Source organism: Amycolatopsis umgeniensis, assembly GCF_014205155.1.
GTDB classification, from domain to species: Bacteria; Actinomycetota; Actinomycetes; order Mycobacteriales; family Pseudonocardiaceae; genus Amycolatopsis; species Amycolatopsis umgeniensis.
Genome location: NZ_JACHMX010000001.1, coordinates 2165493 through 2184102 on the forward strand (window position 1 = coordinate 2165493; position 18610 = coordinate 2184102).

Genomic DNA, 18610 nt, shown 5'->3' on the forward strand with positions numbered 1-18610 from the left:
TACCCGTGCGCCCAGGGTGATCGTGGGACGCGGGGGCGTCAGCGCTCCACGAACCCGCGGATCCCGCCTTTCGGGGGCGACCAGCGTTCGACGACGTGATCCACACTTCCGGGTGATTCGCCGGATCTCAAAGCCGCCAAAAGCCGCTCACAGTGGTCCCGAACACCCTCCGCTATCACCTCGACACGTCCGTCGGCCAGATTTCCCGCGCTGCCGACCAACCCCAGCTCGAGCGCCCGGCTGCGGGTCCACCAGCGGAAACCGACACCCTGAACCCGGCCGTGCACCCACGCGGTCAACCTGATGTGCGTTTCTTCCTCACTCACGACCCCTATCGTGCACCATCCGAATGAACGCGGAGGGTGAACACAACGTTCGCCGGTGTTCGCAGACGGTGAAGCGGCGGTGATAATCTCCGCGCCGGGTCCCCGCTTTGGGCTACCTCACCCGGGTAGCCGTCTCACCTCCCCGAAGTCCCCCATCCGAGGAGCCAGCACATGCCCCGTCCCGACGGGCCTGATTCGAGCGCACGCGTGTCCGTGGCACCCCCGCGCGGCGCCACCGGCAAGCTCAACCGCGCCGGCTACGCCGTACTGGGCGTCAGCGGCCTCGTGGTGGCGACGGCCTTCGCCGCGATCGCCGAACTGGCGGGGCCCGGTGTCTCGGCCACGGCGGGCGGTACCGGTGTCCCCGGTGGGCAGAACACCTCCCCCGCCGGTGTCCAGCTGGTCCCGGGCAACGCCGTCCCCGGCGGCCCGATGACCGTCAGCGGTTCGCCGATCCCCGGCGCGTCCTCCAGCTCCACCGCGCCGCCGACCACGGTGACGTCGGTCGGCCCGGACGGCAAGGAGACGACCAGCGTCGTCGTCCCGCCGCCCGTGGTGCCCCCGCCGGGTGGCGGGACGCCGCCGCACACCGTGCTGCCGCCGACGACGCCCCCCACCAAGCCGCCGACGACGAAGCCGACGACGCCGGGGACGACTCCGAATACGTCGACCACCCCGCCGACAACGCCGCCCACCACGACCACCACGGGCGAAAGCCCGCCCGGCGGCGGTTCCAGCACGAGCGGCGCCCCGAGCGAGTCGACCTCGAGCCGGTCCAGTGTCTCCGGTACCGACACGTCCACGAGCGCGGCCCAGTAGAAGCATTGGTCCGTGAAGGCCTCCTTGCCTACTTTGAGAGTAGGGAAGGAGGCCTTCACGTACTTCGAGGAATCGCGCTCACATCTCGAAGCGGTAGCCCATCCCCGGTTCCGTCAGCAGGTGCCGCGGCCGCGAGGGTTCCGGTTCCAGCTTCCGCCGCAGCTGCGCCAGGTACACCCGCAGGTAGTGCGACTCGGTCTCGTAGGTCGGCCCCCACACCTCGTGCAGCAGCTGCTTCTGCGCCACCAGCCGTCCCCGGTTGCGCACCAGCAGTTCCAGCACTCCCCATTCGGTTTTGGTGAGGTGCACTTCCTTGCCGTCGCGGCGCACCTTCTTGGCCGCCAGGTCGATGCGGAACGATCCCGTGTCGACGACCGCGTCCGCACCGTCCACACTGGACGCCGCCGAACGCCGCACCGCCGCGCGGAGCCGCGCCAGGAGTTCGTCCATGCCGAAGGGTTTGGTGACGTAGTCGTCGGCGCCGGCGTCGAGGGCCTGCACCTTGTCGGCCGAGTCGCCGCGCGCGGACAGCACGATGATCGGCACCGTCGTCCAGCCGCGGAGCCCGGCGATCACCTCGGTGCCGTCGAGATCGGGCAGGCCGAGGTCGAGCACGACGACGTCGGGTTTGGTTTCGGCGACGGCCTTCAGCGCGGCCGTGCCGTCGTGCGCGGTGATCACCTTGTAGCCGCGCGCGGACAGGTTGATCCGCAGGGCTCGCACGATCTGCGGTTCGTCGTCGACGACCAGAACGGTCGCCGACGCGGTTTCTGCGCTCATCGCACCCGTTCCCCCTCCTCGTTGTCGAGAGCCTCGTCGTCGAAAGCGAGGAGGTTCTTCTCGGGATCCTGACCAACATATGCGGGCAGCGAGATGACGACGGTGAGCCCGCCGCCGGGCGTGTCCTCCGCCCGGATCCGCCCGCCCATCGCCTCGGTGAACCCCTTGGCGACCGACAGCCCCAGTCCCACGCCGGGCACGGTGTCCCGGTCTCCCCCGAGCCGCTGGAACGGCGCGAAGGCCGAGTCCGCGGTGCCCTTCTTGAGCCCCTTGCCGTGGTCGATGATGCGCAGTTCGACGTGCTCGGAATGCGTGCTGGCGCGCGCCGCGACCGGTTCGCCGGAAACCCCGTGCCGCAGCGCGTTGTCGATCACGTTCGCCACGACCCGTTCCAGCAGGCCGGGATCGGCGCAGACCGACGGCAGCCGCGCGTCGATCGCGACCACGACCGAATCCGAATTGTCCACATTGGACAACGCGTGCGAGACGACCTCGTCGTAGCCGACCGGGCGCAGATGCGGGCGGACCGCGCCGGTCGCCAGCCGGGAGGAGTCGAGCAGGTTGTCGATCAGCCCGGCGAGCCGGTCGGCCGATTCCTCGATCGCCTCCAGCAGCTCTTCGGTGTCCTCTTCGGACAGTGAGATGTCGGTCGCGCGCAGGCTCCCGATGGACGCCTTGATGGACGTCAGCGGGGTGCGGAGGTCGTGTCCCACGGCCGACAACAGCGCCGTGCGCAGTTCGGTCGCCTCGGCCTTGCGTTCGGCGCGGACGGCCGCCTTCGCCGTCCGTTGCTGCCGCAGGGCCAGCAGAGCCTGCCCGGCGACGGCTTCCAGCACTCCCCGGTCCGACGCGGGCAGCGCGCGGCCTCGCAGCGTCAGGTGGACGTCGGCGGTGACCGCGATGTCGGCGTCGGCCTGATCCGGGTCGGCGCAGGGATCCGTGCCGGCGCTCGCCACCCGTTTCCACTTCCCGTCCCGCTTTTCCAGCAGGGTCACCGAAGTCATCCCGAAGTTCTCTCGGACCTTCTCCAGCAGCCGCTCGATCGGATTGGTGTGGGTGAGCACGGTGCGCGCGTAGGAGGCGAGCAGCGCCGCCTCGGTCCGCGCCCGCGCGGCCTGGGTGGCCCGCCGGGCGGCCGTGTCGACGACCGCCGCGACGAGGACCGCCACCAGCACCATCGCGACCAGGGTGATCACGTTGCGCGGTTCGTGGACGGTCAGGTTGTACAGCGGCGGAGTGAAGAAGAAGTTCAGCAGCCCGGCCGAGAGCACCGCCGCGAGCAGCGCGGGCCCGAGCCCGCCCACGAGCGCGACGAGCACCGTCGCGAGCACGTAGTCGACCACGTCGGTGGAGAAGTCCAGCTGGTCCCGCAGCAGCACGCCGAGCAACGTCGCCAGGGCAGGCAGCACCAGCGCGAGCGCCCAGCCCGAAAGCCGCCGCGACGGTGTCAGAGGACTCCGGGTGAACCGGGCTCGCAGCCGTCCGCCCGCCTGGGCGTGCGTGACCATGTGGACGTCGATCGGACCGGACCGCTGGACCACGGCCGCGCCGATGCCTTCGTCGAACAGCCGCGCGACCCGCGAACGCCGCGAAGTGCCCACGACCAGCTGGGTCGCGTTCACCCCCTGCGCGAAGTCGAGCAGCGCGGTCGGCACGTCGTCCCCGACGACGGTGTGGAAGGTCGCGCCGACCTCTTCGGTCAGCTTCCGGTACTTGCCGACCGCCGTCGGCCCCATCCCGGCCAGCCCGTCGCCGCGCAGGATGTGCAGCACCTGCAGTTCGGCGCCCGCCCGGTTCGCGATCCGGCTCGCGCGGCGGATCAGCGTCTCGCTCTCCGGGCCCCCGGTGACGGACACGACCACCCGTTCGCGTGCTTCCCACGTGTCGGTGATCTTCTGCTCGGCCCGGTAGCGCTGGAGGGCGACGTCGACCTGGTCGGCCACCCACAGCAGTGCGAGCTCCCGCAGCGCGGTGAGGTTTCCTGGCCGGAAGTAGTTGCCCAACGCCGCGTCGATCCGCTCGGCCGGGTAGACGTTGCCGTGCGCGAGGCGCCGCCGCAGCGCCTCGGGCGTGATGTCGACGAGCTCCAGCTGCTCGGCCCGCCGCACGACCTCGTCGGGCACCGTCTCCTGCTGGGTGACGCCGGTGATCCGCTCGACGACGTCGTTGAGGCTCTGCAGGTGCTGGACGTTGACCGTGGACAGGACGTCGATCCCGGCGGCGAGCAGTTCGTCGATGTCCTGCCAGCGCTTCTCGTTGCGCGAACCCGGCACGTTGGTGTGCGCGAGTTCGTCGACCACGGCGACCTCGGGCGCGCGGGCGAGCAACGCGTCGAGGTCCATTTCCTCGAACTCGTGGTCCCGGTGCTCGGACCGGCGGCGTGGCACGGTCTCGAGCCCCTCGACGAGCTCCGCGGTCTTCTTGCGCCCGTGGGTCTCGACCAGGCCCACGACCACGTCGGTGCCCCGGTCGAGGCGGCGTCGCGCCTCGCCGAGCATCGCGAAGGTCTTGCCGACGCCCGGGGCGGCGCCGAGGTAGATCCTCAGCTCGCCCCGGCGCGGCTTGGTCGTGTTCTCGTCCACGTCTGTCAGTGTGCTCCTCCGGCCGCGTCGCGCACGGCCAAGTTGACCTTCAGCACAGTGACGCCCGGCGCACCGATCCCGGCGCCGCCCGTGTTCTCCGCCACGAGCTGCCGGACCTTCTCCTCCGACAGGCCGGTGTTCCGCGCCACCCGCGGGATCTGCAGGTCGGCGTAGGCGACGCTGATCGCCGGATCCATCCCCGATCCCGACGTCGTCACCGCGTCGGCGGGCACCTGCGACTCCTGGACGCCCTCGCGGGCGGCGATGAGCTTCTTGCGCTCGCCGATCGCGGCGACCAGGTCCTCGTTGTACGGGCCCTTGTTCGACGCGCCGGACGAAGACGGGTCACCGGGGCCGAGGACGTCTTTCGATCCCGCGGACGGGCGGTGGTGGAACCACGGGTCCTTGGCCGGGTCGGCCGCGACCGGGTCGACGCCGATCAGGGACGAGCCGACGGCCTGCCCGTCTCGGGTGATGATCGAGCCTTCGGCGTTGCCTTGGAGGCCGGGGATCCGGGAAACCGCCCACACGCCCAACGGATAGACGACTCCCAGCAGGACCGTGAAGACGAGCAGGACACGCAGCCCGGCGAGGGTCTGCTTCAACAGTGCGTTCATGGTGTCACCCGATTCCAGGGATGAGACGGACGAGCAGGTCGATCAGCCAGATCCCGAGGAACGGGCTGACGATGCCGCCGAGGCCGTAGACCAGCAGGTTCCGGCGCAGCAGCGCCGAGGCCGACGACGGCTTGTACCGGACGCCGCGCAGGGCGAGCGGGATCAGCCCGACGATGATCAGGGCGTTGAAGATGACCGCCGAAAGGATCGCCGACTTCGGCGTCGCGAGCTGCATGATGTTGAGCGCGCCGAGCTGGGCGAAGATGCCGGTGAACATCGCGGGCAGGATGGCGAAGTACTTCGCGAGGTCGTTGGCGACGCTGAAGGTGGTCAGCGCGCCGCGGGTGATCAGCAGCTGCTTGCCGATCTCCACGATCTCGATCAGCTTCGTCGGGTCGGAGTCGAGGTCCACCATGTTCCCCGCCTCCTTGGCGGCGGAGGTCCCGGTGTTCATCGCGACGCCGACGTCGGACTGCGCGAGCGCGGGGGCGTCGTTGGTGCCGTCGCCGGTCATCGCGACCAGCCTCCCGCCCTCCTGCTCCTTCTTGATCAGCGCCATCTTGTCTTCGGGCTTGGCCTCGGCGAGATAGTCGTCGACACCCGCGTCCGCGGCGATCGCCTTGGCGGTCAGCGGGTTGTCCCCGGTGATCATCACGGTCTTGATGCCCATCGCGCGGAGCTGGACGAACCGCTCCTTCATCCCGGGTTTCACCACATCGGACAGCCGGATCACGCCGCGCACGAACGCTTTCGCGCCGTCGTACTCCGCGACCACCAGCGGGGTCCCGCCCTGCTGGCTGATCTCGTCCACGACACGCTCGGTCTCGTCCGGCATGTCGCCGCCGCGTTCGCGGACCCACGCCCGCACCGAGGCGGTGGCGCCCTTGCGGACCTGGCGTTCCCCGATGTCGATACCGCTCATCCGGGTCTGCGCGGTGAACTCGACGAAGTCCGCGAGCTTCTCGTCCCCGGACGCCGTCTCCTCGAGACCGTGCTCCCTCGCGACGAGTTCGACGATGCTGCGGCCTTCCGGCGTGCCGTCGGCCAGGCTGGACAGCCGGGCGGCCTTGGCGATGTCGTCCGAAGTGGACGATCCGACCGGGATCAGCTCGGTGGCCTTGCGGTTGCCGAAGGTGATCGTGCCGGTCTTGTCCAGCAGCAGCGTCGAGACGTCGCCCGCGGCCTCGACCGCGCGGCCACTCGTCGCGAGCACGTTGCGCTGCACCAGCCGGTCCATCCCCGCGATACCGATCGCGGACAGCAGCGCGCCGATCGTGGTCGGGATCAGGCACACCAGCAACGCGGTCAGCACGATCACGGACTGCTGGCTGCCGGAGTAACCCGCCATCGGCTGCAGCGCCACGACGGCGAGCAGGAAGATGATCGTGAGCGTCGAGAGCAGGATGGTCAGCGCGATCTCGTTCGGCGTCTTCTGCCGGGAAGCGCCCTCCACCAAAGCGATCATGCGGTCCACAAAGGACTCGCCGGGTTTGGTGGTGATCTTCACGACGACGCGGTCCGAGAGCACCGTGGTGCCGCCGGTGACCGCGCATCGGTCTCCGCCCGATTCGCGGATGACCGGGGCCGACTCGCCGGTGATGGCCGATTCGTCGACGGTCGCGATGCCCTCGACGACGTCACCGTCGCCCGGGATGACCTGTCCGGCCTCGACCACCACGAGGTCGCCGACACGCAGGTCCGCGCCCGGCACGTTCTCCTCGTCGCCGTCCTCGGTGAGACGGCGCGCGATGGTCTCCTTCTTGCTGCGCCGCAGGGATTCCGCCTGGGCCTTGCCCCGGCCTTCCGCGACGGCCTCGGCGAGGTTCGCGAACAGGACGGTGAACCACAGCCAGATCGTGATGAGGATGGTGAACACGCTCGGGTCTGTGACGGCGAAGACCGTGGTCAGCGCCGAGCCGACCCACACCACGAACATGACCGGGTTGGCCAGCTGGTGCTTGGGGTTCAGCTTGCGCAGCGCCTCCGGAAGCGAGGTCAGGAGTTGCCGGGGACTGAAGATCCCCGCGCCGACCCGGCCGGTGTTCTCACTGTGGTGCTGTGCCGTTTCTTCCGGCGTGCGTTCTTGTGTGACGGTCATGCGAGTGCCTCTGCTATGGGCCCGAGCGCGAGCGCCGGGATGAAGGTGAGGGCCGCGACGAGCACGATCGTGCCCGCGAGCATCGTGCCGAAGAGCGGTCCGGTGGTGGGCAGCGTGCCCGCGGTCTCCGGGACCTTCCGTTGCGAGGCAAGGGATCCGGCCAGGCACAGCACGGCGATGATCGGGATGAACCTGCCGAGCAGCATGGCCACCGACAGCGAGGACTGGAACCAGTCGTTCGTCACGGTGAGCCCGCCGAACGCGCTGCCGTTGTTGTTGCCCGTCGAGGCGTAGGCGTACAGGACCTCCGAGAGGCCGTGCGCGCCCGAGTTCGTCATGGCGTCCGGGGTGTCGGCCAGCATCAACGCGATACCGGAGCCGAGCAGGACCACGGTCGGCATCGCCAGCATGGAGACCGCGGCGCAGGTGACCTCGCGTTTGCCGAGCTTCTTGCCCAGGTACTCCGGTGTCCGGCCGACCATCAGCCCGGCGAGGAACATCGCGATCACGGCCATCACCAGGATGCCGTAGAGACCGGTGCCCACCCCGCCCGGCGAGATCTCGCCCAGCAGCATGTTGAGCAGGACCCCGCCACCGCCGAGCCCGCTGTAGCTGTCGTGCGCGCCGTTGACCGCGCCGGTCGACGTGCCGGTGGTCGCGGTGGCGAACAGCGAACTCAAGCCGATGCCGAACCGCTGCTCCTTGCCTTCCAGGTTCGCCCCGGCGGCCAAGGACGCGGGACCGCTCGCGTGGGCTTCGGACAGCCAGGTCACCGTGAGCATCGCGGTGAACAGCGTGGCCATCACCGAGAGCAGGACGTAACCCTGTTTGGTGTTGCCGACGAACTTGCCGAACGTCCGGGTCAGCGAGACGGGAATGACCAGGATCAGGAAGATCTCGATCAGGTTGGTCCAGGCGTTCGGGTTCTCGAACGGATGCGCGGAGTTGGCGTTGAAGATGCCGCCGCCGTTGGTGCCGAGTTCCTTGATGGCTTCCTGACTCGCGGCGGGCGCCAGCGCGATCTTGCTGGTGCTACCGTCGGGATTGAGGACGTCGACACCGCTCTTGAGGCTCTGGACGACACCGAGCGCGATCAGCGCGATCGCGGCCACGAACGCGATCGGCAGCAGGATCCGGATCGTGCCTCGGGTCAGGTCCACCCAGAAGTTGCCGAGGCGGTCTGTCTTCGCGCGGACGAAACCGCGGACGACAGCGACGGCGACCGAAAGGCCCACGGCGGCGGACAGGAAGTTCTGCACGGTCAGTCCGGCCATCTGCACGAAGTGACCCATGGTCGCTTCGGGGCTGTAGGACTGCCAGTTCGTGTTGGTCACGAAGCTGACGGCGGTGTTGAAGGCGACCGCCGGTGACACCGGTTCCTTGCCGAGGCTCCACGGCAGGATCGCCTGGAGCCGTTGAAGCAGGTACAGGAAAACGACGGAGACGAACGAGAAGCCGATCACGGCGGACGCGTAGGTCTTCCAGTGCTGTTCCGATCCGGGGTTCACCCGGAACAGGCGGTACAGGCCGCGTTCGGCCTTGGTGTGCTTCTCCGTCGAGAAGACGCGCGCCATGTAATCGCCGAGTGGCCGGTAGACCACCGCGAGCGCGACGAGGAGGAGGCCGGCCTGCAAGAGGCCGGCCGTCGTGTCTGACATCAGAATTTCTCCGGCCTGACCAGTGCGATGAACAAATAGACGATCAGCCCCAGCGCCAGCAGTCCGCCGACGACATTGGCCACGGTTCCCGTGCCGGTCACAGCTTTTCCAGACCGCGCAGGGTCAGGGCGAGAACCACGAATACGCCGATCAGGAGCACGGCGTAGAGCAAGTCGGCCACTAGGCACCTCTCAGGACAGGTCACCCCATCGGTGACCAGGACTCCGCAACAGTGCGCTGGGTACAGACCATTCCGACCTCTGCCTGACGGCCTCTTGATGCCCCGATCGGGTGCCTTTACGACTTCTTGATGCCCGGTGACGTGCCCCACAGACGGTGACGCAGCGGGGACGGAGCGTGCAATTCGGGCAGACAAGCCCGCCGATGCGTGTTACACCTGTGTTACAGATAGTTGTATGTGCTAACTAATCACCAGGAGGTAGCGATGTGCGGAATCGCAGGGTGGGTCTCCTTCGACACGGATCTGACACAGCGCCGGGAGGTCGTCGACGCGATGACCGCGACCATGGCGTGCCGCGGGCCTGACGACTCGGGTACCTGGGTGCGGCGCCAGGTGGCCTTGGGGCATCGCCGTCTGGCGATCATCGATCTGCCGGGCGGCAGGCAGCCGATGGCCGAAGCCGGACTGGCGGCCATGGTCTACAGCGGTGAGGCGTACAACTTCACCGAGTTGCGCGCGGAACTTTCCCAGCGGGGCCACAAATTCGAGACCGACAGCGACACCGAGGTCGTGCTCCACGGCTATCTTGAGTGGGGCGACGAGGTCGTCGATCACCTCAACGGCATGTACGCCTTCGCGATCTGGGACGAGCGCGACGAGAAGCTCGTGATGATCCGCGACCGCATGGGCATCAAGCCGTTCTACTACTACCCGACCCCGGACGGCGTCCTGTTCGGTTCCGAGCCGAAGGCGATCCTGGCGAACCCGTTGGCGCGCAAGGTGGTCGACACCGACGGCCTGCGCGAGCTGATGTCCATGACCAAGACGCCGGGCTGGTCGCTGTGGAAGGGCATGCACGAGGTCGGGCCGGGCACGATCGTCACCGTCGACCGCTCGGGGATCCGCACGCGGACGTACTGGAAGCTCGACGCGAAGCAGCACACGGACGACCAGGAGACCACGGTCGAGCGGGTCCGCGAGCTGATGACCGACATCGTGCACCGCCAGCTGATCGCCGACGTGCCCCGCTGTGTCCTGCTGTCCGGCGGGCTCGACTCCAGCGCCGTCACCGGTCTCGCCGCGGCACGGCTGGCCGAACAAGGCGAACGGCTGCGCACGTTCTCGGTCGATTTCCAGGGCCAGGAGGACAACTTCCAGCCGGACGAGATGCGGGACACCCCGGACTCGCCCTTCATCCGCGACGTCGCGGAACTGGTCGGTTCCGACCACAAGGACGTCGTGCTGAACCCGGCCGAGCTCAGTGATCCCGAGATCCGCCGCAAGGTGCTGACCGCGAGGGACATCCCGGCCGGGCTCGGCGACATGGACACGTCGCTGTACCTGCTGTTCAAGGCGATCCGCGCGGAGTCCACGGTGGCACTGTCCGGCGAGTCGGCCGACGAGGTCTTCGGCGGTTACCGCTGGTTCCACGACGAAGCCGCGGTGAACTCGGGGACCTTCCCCTGGCTCGCCTTCCGGACGGGGCTCACCAGCGAACGAGGTGCCCTCCTGCGGGAAGATGTCCGAGAGAAGCTGGACCTGACCGGCTACATCGCCGACCAGTACGGCACCGCCGTCGCCCAGGTCGAGCACCTCGACGGCGAGAGCGAGCAGGACCGGAAGATGCGGACGGTCTGCAACCTCCACCTCTCCCGGTTCGTGCGGATGCTGCTGGACCGCAAGGACCGGGCGTCGATGGCCGTCGGACTCGAGGTGCGGGTGCCGTTCTGCGACCACCGCCTCGTCGAGTACGTCTACAACACACCTTGGTCGCTGAAGACGTTCGACAGCAGGGAAAAGAGCCTGCTGCGTCACGCCACGAAGCACGTCCTGCCCGCGTCGGTTCGCGATCGGGTCAAGAGCCCGTATCCGTCCACACAGGACCCCGGTTACGCGGCGGCCTTGCAGCAGCAGGCCAAGGAGGCCCTGACCGAGCGGGACAACCCGGTGTTCTCGCTGGTGGACCGAGACTGGCTGCACCGGGCGTCCGAAGTGGACCCGGCGACGATGCCCTCGGTCCAGCGCGCCGGGATCGACCGGGCGCTGGACCTCTACCACTGGTTCGACCTGTACCGGCCCGAACTGCAGCTGGACTGAACCCCGGGTCCGCCGCCGTCTCAGCGACGGCGGCGGACCGTTCCCCCTACCGCGATCCCCCCGAGGACCGCGGTCGCGGCGAACAGGATGCCTGCCTCGGTCCACTGGAACCGCCAGAACCGGCTGGTGGGCTGGTAGACGGTGAAGTCCTGATACCCGGCCGCCTGAGCGCACGCGTTCTTCCCCAGCCCCCGCGGGCAGCCGGGCACGTCGTCCAGCGAATTCAGCTCGCGGCCGTCCGGCGCGACCCTGCCCACCTTGACGATCAGTGCCCCCTTCGCGGCCGCATCGGGACCGATTGTGCGCACCGGCTCGGCGTAATGCGGCCTCATCAGGAGCAAAGCGATCGAAGCCGCGAGGAACACCGCGACCGTGATCGCGATGGCGGGCAAGGTCTTGCGCACCAGCACCCCGGCGGCCGCGCCCAGGGTGAAGGCGAACAGCCACCAGGCGGCGGGCGCGATCCCGACCGCGCCGAAGTAGGACGTCTCGGCGAAGGTCTCGGCCTTGCCGGGGAACATCTCCAGCCACCTGCCGAACATCTGCCCCGACACGAGCCCGGCCAGCATCGCGCATCCGGCGAGGACGCCGAACTTGACGGCCAGCCAGTGCCCGCGCCCGACCGACTGCGTCCACGCGAGCTGATGGGTATTGCGCTCGTACTCTCTGGCGAGCAGCGGAGCACCCCAAAAGACGCCTGCCAGCAACGGAACGAACGGCAGCAGCACGATCAGCGGGTAGATCTCCTGGTAGAGATCCTCCAGCCCCGCGTCGTACTCGCGGCAGGGAACGCCGCCTCCGTAGCAGTACAGGGAGGTCTCGCCGTTCGCGGCGCCGACGGCGATCTGTCCGGACAGGAACAGGACGCCACCGAGCACGGCGAGGAACCCCAAGGTGACGAGCAGCTGGGTGCGGTGCTGCCGCCAGGTGAGCCAGAGCAAGAAATATCCCTTTCTAGGAGCGGCGCCGGATGGCGAAGGTCGCGGCGACGGCGAGCAGGAGCGAGACGCCCGTCAGGATCGCGGTTTCCGTCCATTGGAAACGCCAGTACCAGTCCTGCGGCAGGACCTTGAGCGCGGTGACCTCGCCGGCGGCGTCCGTGACCATTTCCAGCACCCGGCCCACGGGTTCCTTGCCCAGCGCGACAAGCTGCGGCTCGGCGTAGAGGTCACGGATGTTGGTCACGCCGATCATCAGGCCGACGGTCACCGCGATGGTGACGGCGATGGCGGGCAGGGTCTTGCGGATGATCGCGCCCGCGGCGGTGCCGAGCACGAAACCGAAGAGCCACCACGCGCCGGGCGCGACGCCGGTCATCGCGAACAGGACCGGGTTGTCGAAGCGGCTGGTGAAAGCCGTGTCGCCGCGATCGGTCGGGAAGACCTCCAGCCAGCGTTGCATCATCGTGCCGAACGCGAGACCGCCCAGTGTGGCGAGAACGGCGAGGAACCCCAGTTTCACGCCGAGCCAGCGGAATCGCGAAATCGACTGGGTCCAGGCGAGTTTCGTGGTACCGCGTTCGAACTCGGCCGCGACGAGCGGCGCACCCCAGAAGACCCCGATCGCCACCGGCACGACCTGGAGCCAGGAAAGGTAGGTGTACAGGTCTTTGAAGAGCTTCGCCGGATCGAGACTGTCCGCCGCGGCGTTCCCGTTGATCAGCAACAGGATCCCGACGACGACCAGCAGACCGGCCGTGACCAGCAGTTGCATGCGGTGCTGACGGTAGGTGAGCCAGAACATCGTCGCCCCTTACGCCGAAGCCAGTGTCGGGCGAGGCAGGCTCGCGGATTCGGGTCGCCGGAGGTAGGCGAGGACGAGCTCCTCCAGGTTCGCCGGCCTTTCGGTCCACTGTGGACCGAGCGGGACCGGTTCGGTGCGGGCGAAGACGGTCGCCTGTCTGCCCGCCCGTGCCTCGTCCACGACCGCGACGCGTTTGGCCAGCGCGTCGGCCTCCTCCGCGGGTCCGGAAAGGATCCGGTGCCCGGCGACGAGTTCGTCGATGTCGCCGCTGACCTGGACGCGGCCGCCGTTGAGGACGATCAGCCAGTCACACGTGTTCTCCAGATCGGAGACGACGTGCGAGGAGAGCAGGACGGTCATGCCGGTTTCGGCGACCGCCTCCATCAGCCCGCGCATGACCTCGTGGCGGGCCAGCGGGTCGAGGTTCGCGAGCGGCTCGTCGAGCACCAGGAGGTCCGGGCGTTTCGCGAGCGCGAGAGTGAGCGCGACCTGCGCGCGCTGACCGCCGGACAGCTTGCCGACCTTGTGTTTCAAGGGAAGCCGCAGCGAATCGATGCGTTTGAGCGCGAACTCGTCGTCCCAGCCGGGGTTGAGACGCCTGCCGAACTTGAGCATCTCGGCGATGCTGAAACCGGGGTACAGCGGCTTGTCCTGGGCGAGGAACGCGGAGGTTCCTTGGATCGAGACCGAGCCGAGGGTCGCGTCGAGCAACCCCACGGCCAGATGCAGGAAGGTCGTCTTGCCGGCGCCGTTCGGCCCGACGAGGGCGACGACGCGTCCTTTCGGGACGGAAAGGGAGCAGTCGCGCAGCGCCCACTTGCGACGGTAGCGCTTGCCGAGGCCGGTCGCTTCGATGACGGGTTTATCGGTCATGCGGTCCGCTCTCCTCGAAAGCCATCGACCATCACCGAGGTGAACAACGCCTCGACGTCTTCCTGGTCCAGCCCTGATTCCCTGGCGTCGCGGACCCAGACCCCCAGGCTCTTCCGCAACCGCGTGTGCTCCGCGAACGAAGCGCCTCCAAGCGTCTTCTGGACGAAGGTGCCGAGACCCGGCTTCCCCTCGACGAGCCCTTCCCGCTCCAGCTCGCGGTAGGCCTTGAGGACGGTGTTGGGGTTGATCGCCAGCTCGGCGACCACTTCCTTCGCCGTCGGCAGCCGGTCCCCCGGCTCCAGCAACCCCAGCCGGAGCGCGTTCTTGACCTGCTGGACGAGCTGGACGTACGTCGCGACGCCCGAGCCCTTGTCCAGGTGGAAGGTGACCACTGGCAACACCCTTTCACTAATTAAGTAGTGAAAGGGTGCAGGCAGGCGGGCATGCTTGTCAAGCAGGAACCGGGAGAAGACAGGAGAACCTCGTGATCACCTCTCCGCCGAGGATCCGCGTCGCGGCCTACATCATCCGCCCGCGAACGCGGCCTGAGCTCCTGATCTTCGAGCACGTCGGCGCCCCAGAAGCCGGACGGCAAGTCCCAGCCGGAGGAGTCGAGGCCGGCGAAAGCCTCTCGGAGGCGGTGCTGCGAGAAGTCACGGAGGAAACGGGGCTGACCGGCGTCACGATCGTCCGGGCGTTGACGGCCGAGGACAAACCCCACCCCGGGACCGGACAACCACGCCGCACCACCTACTTCCACCTGGCGGCGCCCATCGGCACGGCCGATGACTGGATACATCGTGTCGAAGGGACCGGCGGCGACACCGGCATGACGTTCGACTGCCGCTTCCGCGCGCTCCCGTTGCCGCGTCCACTGGCCGACGACCAGGACGCCTGGCTCGGCCTGATCGATCCCGCGTTGACCACCGGCCCCGCGCGTCGCAAGTAGTCCTCTGCTCACGGAAAGTCCTGGCATGGGCGGGCCGCGACCGGCCCGCCCACCCATCCCCAGGACGTCGCCGGAAGACGGCGACGAGAAAACCCCAGCCCCAGTCAAGAAGAAGTGCCAGTTCGACGACACGGGGGAAGACGTCGAGCTGGCACTACCCCCAACCCCCACCGCCGTCAGAAGGCGGTGCCTGTGCAAGGTGTAGGTGTCCACCGTCGTACCGGAACCGAATGGGGGGTCCTGCCCGTCTTGTTGGTTGGGCACGGTTCCGGCGACGGGTCCTCGGTGGACACCCAGCAAGGATCACGGCGTCCGGATGCAGGGCGCTTGCACTACGCTTGCAGGCTCTGACGACGGTGGGCGGAGGTGGCCGGGTGGAGTTCCGCGTCCTCGGCGCCGTCGAGGCGTGGGCCGGTGAAGGTCAGGTCGATCTCGGCTCGCCCAAACAACGCCTCGTGCTGGCGGTTCTGCTGCTGGAGGCGGGCAAACCGGTACCGCGAGACCGGATCATCGACCTGCTCTGGCCCGAGGAACCACCGGCGAGTGCCCGGAACACCGTTCAAGCGCTGGTGTCCCGGCTGCGGGCGGTGTTCCGCGGCGCGGGCGGGCCGGAGATCGTCTCCGAGGGCACCCGCTACCTGCTCAGGGTCGAACCGCGCCAGGTCGACGTGCACCGTTTCACCGAGCTGACCACACAAGCGCGCAAAGCCGACGACGAGACCGCCGTCGAACTCTTCGACGAGGCTCTCGGGCTGTGGCGCGGCGAAGCGTTGTCCGACGTCGTGAGCGGTGAGATCGCCCAGCGGCTCCGCGGCGGCATGAACGAGGCACGCTGGACGGCCCTGGAAGATCGCGCCGAAGCGCAGCTGCGGCTCGGCCGCGGCCGCCAGGTCCTCGCGGAGCTGACCGAACTGGTCGCCGCGCATCCCCTGCGGCAGCGGTTCGTCGGGCAGCTCATGCTCGCGCTGCACCGCGAAGGCCGCACCGACGACGCCCTCGAGGCTTTCCGCGCGTTGAGGGACAGGCTGGGCGCCGAGCTCGGCCTCGACCCGTCTCCGGAGCTGCGGAAACTCGAAACCGCCATCCTCGCCGCCGATCCCGCCCTCGAGCCCGCGGCGGCCACGACCAAACCCGAGCCGGTCCGCCCGGCGCAGTTGCCGCACGACGTCCGGGGGTTCGCGGGGCGGGCGGCCGAGTTGGAGCGGCTCGACGAGGCGACCCGTCACGCGGGCGAGGGCACCGACATCTGGGTGATCAGCGGGACCGCGGGGGTCGGCAAGACCGCGCTCGCGATCCGCTGGGCGCACCGCGTCCGCGACGCGTTTCCCGACGGCCAGCTCTACCTCGACCTGCGCGGTTTCGACCCCGACCACGAACCGCTGACCCCGGCTGTCGCGCTCACCCAGCTCTTGCAAGCGCTCGGCACCGCGCCCAAGGCCATCCCGCCGGACACCGACACGCGGGCCGCGCTGCTGCGTTCCCTCCTCGCCGACAACAAGGTCCTGCTGGTCCTCGACAACGTGCGGGACACCGGCCAGGTGCTGCCACTGCTGCCGCCGTCGGGCACCGTCCTGGTCACCAGCCGCCAGCGGCTCGGCGATCTCATCGCCCGCACCGGCGCCCGCGCGCTCCCGTTGTCCGTCCTGCCCGCCGAAGACGCGAGGCATCTGCTGGAAGCCGTGCTCGGCAGCGAGACAGTCGCCGCCGAGGCGGGCGCGGCCGCGGAACTGGCCCGGCTGTGCGGGCATCTCCCGCTCGCCCTCCGGATCGCGGCGGCCAACCTCGGGGCGAGCGGCGAACCCGAGATCGCCGAACTCGCCCGCGAGCTGGCCGGCGGCGACCCGCTGGCGGAACTGACCGTCGACGGCGCCGAGGAAAGCGCCGTGACCACGGCGTTCGGCGTCTCGTACCGGGCCCTTCCCGAGGAGCACCGGCGGCTGTTCCGCCGTCTCGCACTCGTCCCCGGCCAGACGTTCACCGCCTCCGCGGCCCAGGCCTTGACCGGCGCGACCCGGGGCAACCAGCAGCTCAAAGCGCTCGCGGCGGCACATCTGATCGAGCGCTACACCCCGGGGCGCTATCGGTTCCACGACCTTCTCCGCAGTTTCGCGGCGGGCCGCACGCTGTCGGAGGACACGAAGCCCGATCGCGACGCCGCGGAGAGGCGGCTCTTCGAGAGCTACCTGACCACCGCCGACGCCGCGGGCCGCGTCCTCATCCCGCACTTCCTGCGCCTGCCGCGTGAAGAACCGGAGGACAAACCCTTCGCCGACACCGACGAGGCGCTGGCCTGGCTCGACGCCGAGTGGCCGAACCTCGCCGCCGCTGTCGAGCACAGCGCCGAAAACGGACCGCCCGAGTTCTCCTGGCATCTCGCCGACGCGCTCCGCGCCTTCTTCCACCAGCGCGGCCATCACGCGGAATGGATCGACACGGCCTCGACGGCGCTCAAGGCCGCCCGCCGCAGCGGCGCCGGACAAGCGCAAGCGGCGATGCACCTGAGCATCGCGCTCGCCTGCGTCAACAGCGGCCGCTACGACGAGGCGCGCGAACACCTCACCAGCGCCCTGCGCGGAGACCTCCTCGAGGGCTGGGACGCCGGTCGCGCGGCCGTGCTCAACAACCTGAGCGCCGTGCACCAGCGCCTCGGCGACCCGCAGGAGGCGATCCGCTGCGGGCTGGAATCCCTGCGGCTGTGCGAAGAGCTGAGCATGCCGGGTATCTCGATGGCGTTGGCGAACCTCGGTTTCCCGTACTGGCAGACGGGTCAGCTCGACGAAGCGCTCGCCAACTTCACCCGCGCCCTCTCCGTCGCCGAGCGGGACGGCGCCCGGTTCAGCGTCGCTGTCCTGCTGGTCGATCTCGGCAACGTGCACCGCGACCTCGGCCTGCTCGACGACGCCTACGACTTCTACACCCGCGCGCTCGCGGCCAACCGCGAACTCGGCTACACCTACGGCGAGGCCACGGCCCTGTCCGGCCGGGCCGTACTCGAAAGCAGGCGAGACCCGGGCGAGCAGAACCGCGCGGACGCCCTCGCAGCGGTCGAACTCACCCGCAAGATCGGCGACCGGGGCACCGAGGCCTGGACGCTCGTCGGGCTCGGCGAGGTCTGCCTACGGCTCGGCCTGCCAGAGGAGGCCGCCGAACACCACCGGCTCGCCTTGTCGATCGCGCGGACGACCAGTTTCTTCTGGTGCGAGGCCGCCGCGCGCACCGGACTCGCGGAAACCCTGCTGGAACTCGGAAAACTTGAAGAAGCCCGGACACACGGCGAGCTGGCGCAGGAACTCGCCGCTCGCTCCGGCTACCGGCTCGTCGAGGAACGCGCGAAGCTCATTCTCGACAAGCTCTAGACGCGCGGCTTCTCGTACGACCTCACGCTGCCCGCGATCGCCGCCATGACCGCCGTCAGGAAGCCGAAAACGCTCGCCAACGCCGTCGCGACGCCATTGCTCTTGTCGAAGCCGAAGATCCACTGGACCTGCGTGCCGAAGGGCGTGCCCCACACCAGCGGAGCCGCCAGGAAGACCGCCACCACATAAAACGCGCAGAGCCCGAACAGCGTCCACGCGCCGGCGATCCTGCGGGCGAAAGTGAATCCCGCCGCGACCACCAGCAACCCCGCGGTGACGATGCCGCCGACCACGTTCTGCAGCACCGGGCCGGACCAGCCCCCTTCGGATCCGCCTGCGTAGACGACGTTGTAGAGCGCGAACCAGACGAGCATGGCCGCGGTGAGCAGCGCCAGGGAGCCGGTGATCACCGCCGCCGTGGCGTTCGCCCTCGGCTTGCCGTACGGCTGCATCCGCACTCCTCACGCTTCCGGCGGCACTTGCCGCCCCTCGAGACCCGCGATCACGGTAGCGAGAGGACGTCGGCGTCGG

Annotated in this window: 16 protein-coding genes; 4 read left to right on the forward strand and 12 right to left on the reverse strand. The window is 69.1% G+C overall.

The genetic code is table 11. The features are described from left to right. Positions 1-38: 38 nt before the first annotated feature. Positions 39-326, reverse strand: coding sequence for an acylphosphatase (locus tag HDA45_RS09605; protein WP_184893849.1), 288 nt, complete (start codon positions 324-326; stop codon positions 39-41). 171 nt (positions 327-497) lie between these two features. Here HDA45_RS09605 and HDA45_RS09610 point away from each other — a divergent pair, with 171 nt between their 5' ends. Then, positions 498-1145, forward strand: coding sequence for a hypothetical protein (locus HDA45_RS09610; protein WP_184893851.1), 648 nt, complete (start codon positions 498-500; stop codon positions 1143-1145). A gap of 78 nt (positions 1146-1223) precedes the next feature. Here the strand turns inward: HDA45_RS09610 and HDA45_RS09615 are convergent, their stop codons facing one another. The 6 genes from HDA45_RS09615 to kdpF are packed head-to-tail and all read right to left on the reverse strand — an operon-like array spanning position 1224 to position 8981. Continuing rightward, on the reverse strand, positions 1224-1925 hold the full coding sequence (locus tag HDA45_RS09615) for a response regulator (RefSeq protein WP_184893853.1): 702 nt from the start codon (positions 1923-1925) through the stop codon (positions 1224-1226). After that, on the reverse strand, positions 1922-4507 hold the full coding sequence (locus tag HDA45_RS09620) for a DUF4118 domain-containing protein (RefSeq protein WP_184893855.1): 2586 nt from the start codon (positions 4505-4507) through the stop codon (positions 1922-1924). Before HDA45_RS09620 ends, HDA45_RS09615 begins: the two co-directional genes overlap by 4 nt. A 5-nt stretch (positions 4508-4512) precedes the next feature. Further along, positions 4513-5124 carry a potassium-transporting ATPase subunit C gene (locus HDA45_RS09625; RefSeq protein WP_184893857.1) on the reverse strand — a complete coding sequence of 204 codons (612 nt, stop codon included), beginning with the start codon at positions 5122-5124 and terminating at the stop codon, positions 4513-4515. A gap of 4 nt (positions 5125-5128) precedes the next feature. Beyond that, complete coding sequence (gene kdpB / locus HDA45_RS09630) at positions 5129-7222, reverse strand: potassium-transporting ATPase subunit KdpB (RefSeq protein ID WP_184893860.1); 2094 nt, start codon at positions 7220-7222, stop codon at positions 5129-5131. Beyond that, positions 7219-8880 carry a potassium-transporting ATPase subunit KdpA gene (kdpA, locus tag HDA45_RS09635; protein WP_184893862.1) on the reverse strand — a complete coding sequence of 554 codons (1662 nt, stop codon included), beginning with the start codon at positions 8878-8880 and terminating at the stop codon, positions 7219-7221. The genes kdpB and kdpA overlap by 4 nt, the downstream gene beginning before the upstream one ends. Next, positions 8880-8981: a K(+)-transporting ATPase subunit F gene (gene kdpF / locus HDA45_RS42335; protein ID WP_020630647.1), complete on the reverse strand. Its 102-nt coding sequence runs from the start codon at positions 8979-8981 to the stop codon at positions 8880-8882. The genes kdpA and kdpF overlap by 1 nt, the downstream gene beginning before the upstream one ends. A 344-nt stretch (positions 8982-9325) precedes the next feature. Here kdpF and asnB point away from each other — a divergent pair, with 344 nt between their 5' ends. Beyond that, the gene (gene asnB, locus HDA45_RS09645; protein ID WP_184893864.1) at positions 9326-11158 is read left to right on the forward strand and encodes an asparagine synthase (glutamine-hydrolyzing); all 1833 of its coding nucleotides are present in this window, start codon (positions 9326-9328) and stop codon (positions 11156-11158) included. A 20-nt stretch (positions 11159-11178) separates the two neighbouring features. On the opposite strand, the gene HDA45_RS09650 is transcribed toward asnB, so the two are convergent. Genes HDA45_RS09650 through HDA45_RS09665 form a run of 4 tightly spaced genes read right to left on the reverse strand, consistent with a single transcriptional unit; the run spans position 11179 to position 14166 of the window. Further along, complete coding sequence (locus HDA45_RS09650; RefSeq protein ID WP_184893866.1) at positions 11179-12099, reverse strand: ABC transporter permease; 921 nt, start codon at positions 12097-12099, stop codon at positions 11179-11181. Between the two features lie 13 nt (positions 12100-12112). After that, positions 12113-12901: an ABC transporter permease gene (locus HDA45_RS09655; RefSeq protein WP_184893869.1), complete on the reverse strand. Its 789-nt coding sequence runs from the start codon at positions 12899-12901 to the stop codon at positions 12113-12115. A gap of 9 nt (positions 12902-12910) precedes the next feature. Beyond that, positions 12911-13774, reverse strand: a complete 864-nt coding sequence (locus tag HDA45_RS09660) for an ABC transporter ATP-binding protein (protein WP_184893871.1) — start codon at positions 13772-13774, stop codon at positions 12911-12913. Next, the gene (locus tag HDA45_RS09665; protein WP_184893873.1) at positions 13771-14166 is read right to left on the reverse strand and encodes a GntR family transcriptional regulator; all 396 of its coding nucleotides are present in this window, start codon (positions 14164-14166) and stop codon (positions 13771-13773) included. Before HDA45_RS09665 ends, HDA45_RS09660 begins: the two co-directional genes overlap by 4 nt. Positions 14167-14258: 92 nt before the next feature. Between HDA45_RS09665 and HDA45_RS09670 the strand changes: the two genes are divergently transcribed. Beyond that, positions 14259-14723, forward strand: a complete 465-nt coding sequence (locus tag HDA45_RS09670) for an NUDIX hydrolase (RefSeq protein ID WP_343072040.1) — start codon at positions 14259-14261, stop codon at positions 14721-14723. A 374-nt stretch (positions 14724-15097) separates the two neighbouring features. Then, the gene (locus HDA45_RS09675; protein WP_184893876.1) at positions 15098-18079 is read left to right on the forward strand and encodes a BTAD domain-containing putative transcriptional regulator; all 2982 of its coding nucleotides are present in this window, start codon (positions 15098-15100) and stop codon (positions 18077-18079) included. Here HDA45_RS09675 and HDA45_RS09680 read toward each other — a convergent pair. Beyond that, on the reverse strand, positions 18076-18531 hold the full coding sequence (locus HDA45_RS09680; RefSeq protein WP_184893878.1) for a hypothetical protein: 456 nt from the start codon (positions 18529-18531) through the stop codon (positions 18076-18078). The two genes, HDA45_RS09675 and HDA45_RS09680, sit on opposite strands and share 4 nt — an antisense overlap. Between the last annotated feature and the right edge of the window lie 79 nt (positions 18532-18610).

Coding starts and splice junctions, on each gene's coding strand:
- HDA45_RS09680 (WP_184893878.1), bottom strand. CDS start 18,531: ATGCAGCCGTACGGCAAGCCGAGGGCGAACGCCACGGCGGCGGTGATC.
- HDA45_RS09660 (WP_184893871.1), bottom strand. CDS start 13,774: ATGACCGATAAACCCGTCATCGAAGCGACCGGCCTCGGCAAGCGCTAC.
- asnB (WP_184893864.1), top strand. CDS start 9,326: ATGTGCGGAATCGCAGGGTGGGTCTCCTTCGACACGGATCTGACACAG.
- kdpB (WP_184893860.1), bottom strand. CDS start 7,222: ATGACCGTCACACAAGAACGCACGCCGGAAGAAACGGCACAGCACCAC.
- HDA45_RS09625 (WP_184893857.1), bottom strand. CDS start 5,124: ATGAACGCACTGTTGAAGCAGACCCTCGCCGGGCTGCGTGTCCTGCTC.
- HDA45_RS09655 (WP_184893869.1), bottom strand. CDS start 12,901: ATGTTCTGGCTCACCTACCGTCAGCACCGCATGCAACTGCTGGTCACG.
- kdpA (WP_184893862.1), bottom strand. CDS start 8,880: ATGTCAGACACGACGGCCGGCCTCTTGCAGGCCGGCCTCCTCCTCGTC.
- HDA45_RS09615 (WP_184893853.1), bottom strand. CDS start 1,925: ATGAGCGCAGAAACCGCGTCGGCGACCGTTCTGGTCGTCGACGACGAA.
- HDA45_RS09610 (WP_184893851.1), top strand. CDS start 498: ATGCCCCGTCCCGACGGGCCTGATTCGAGCGCACGCGTGTCCGTGGCA.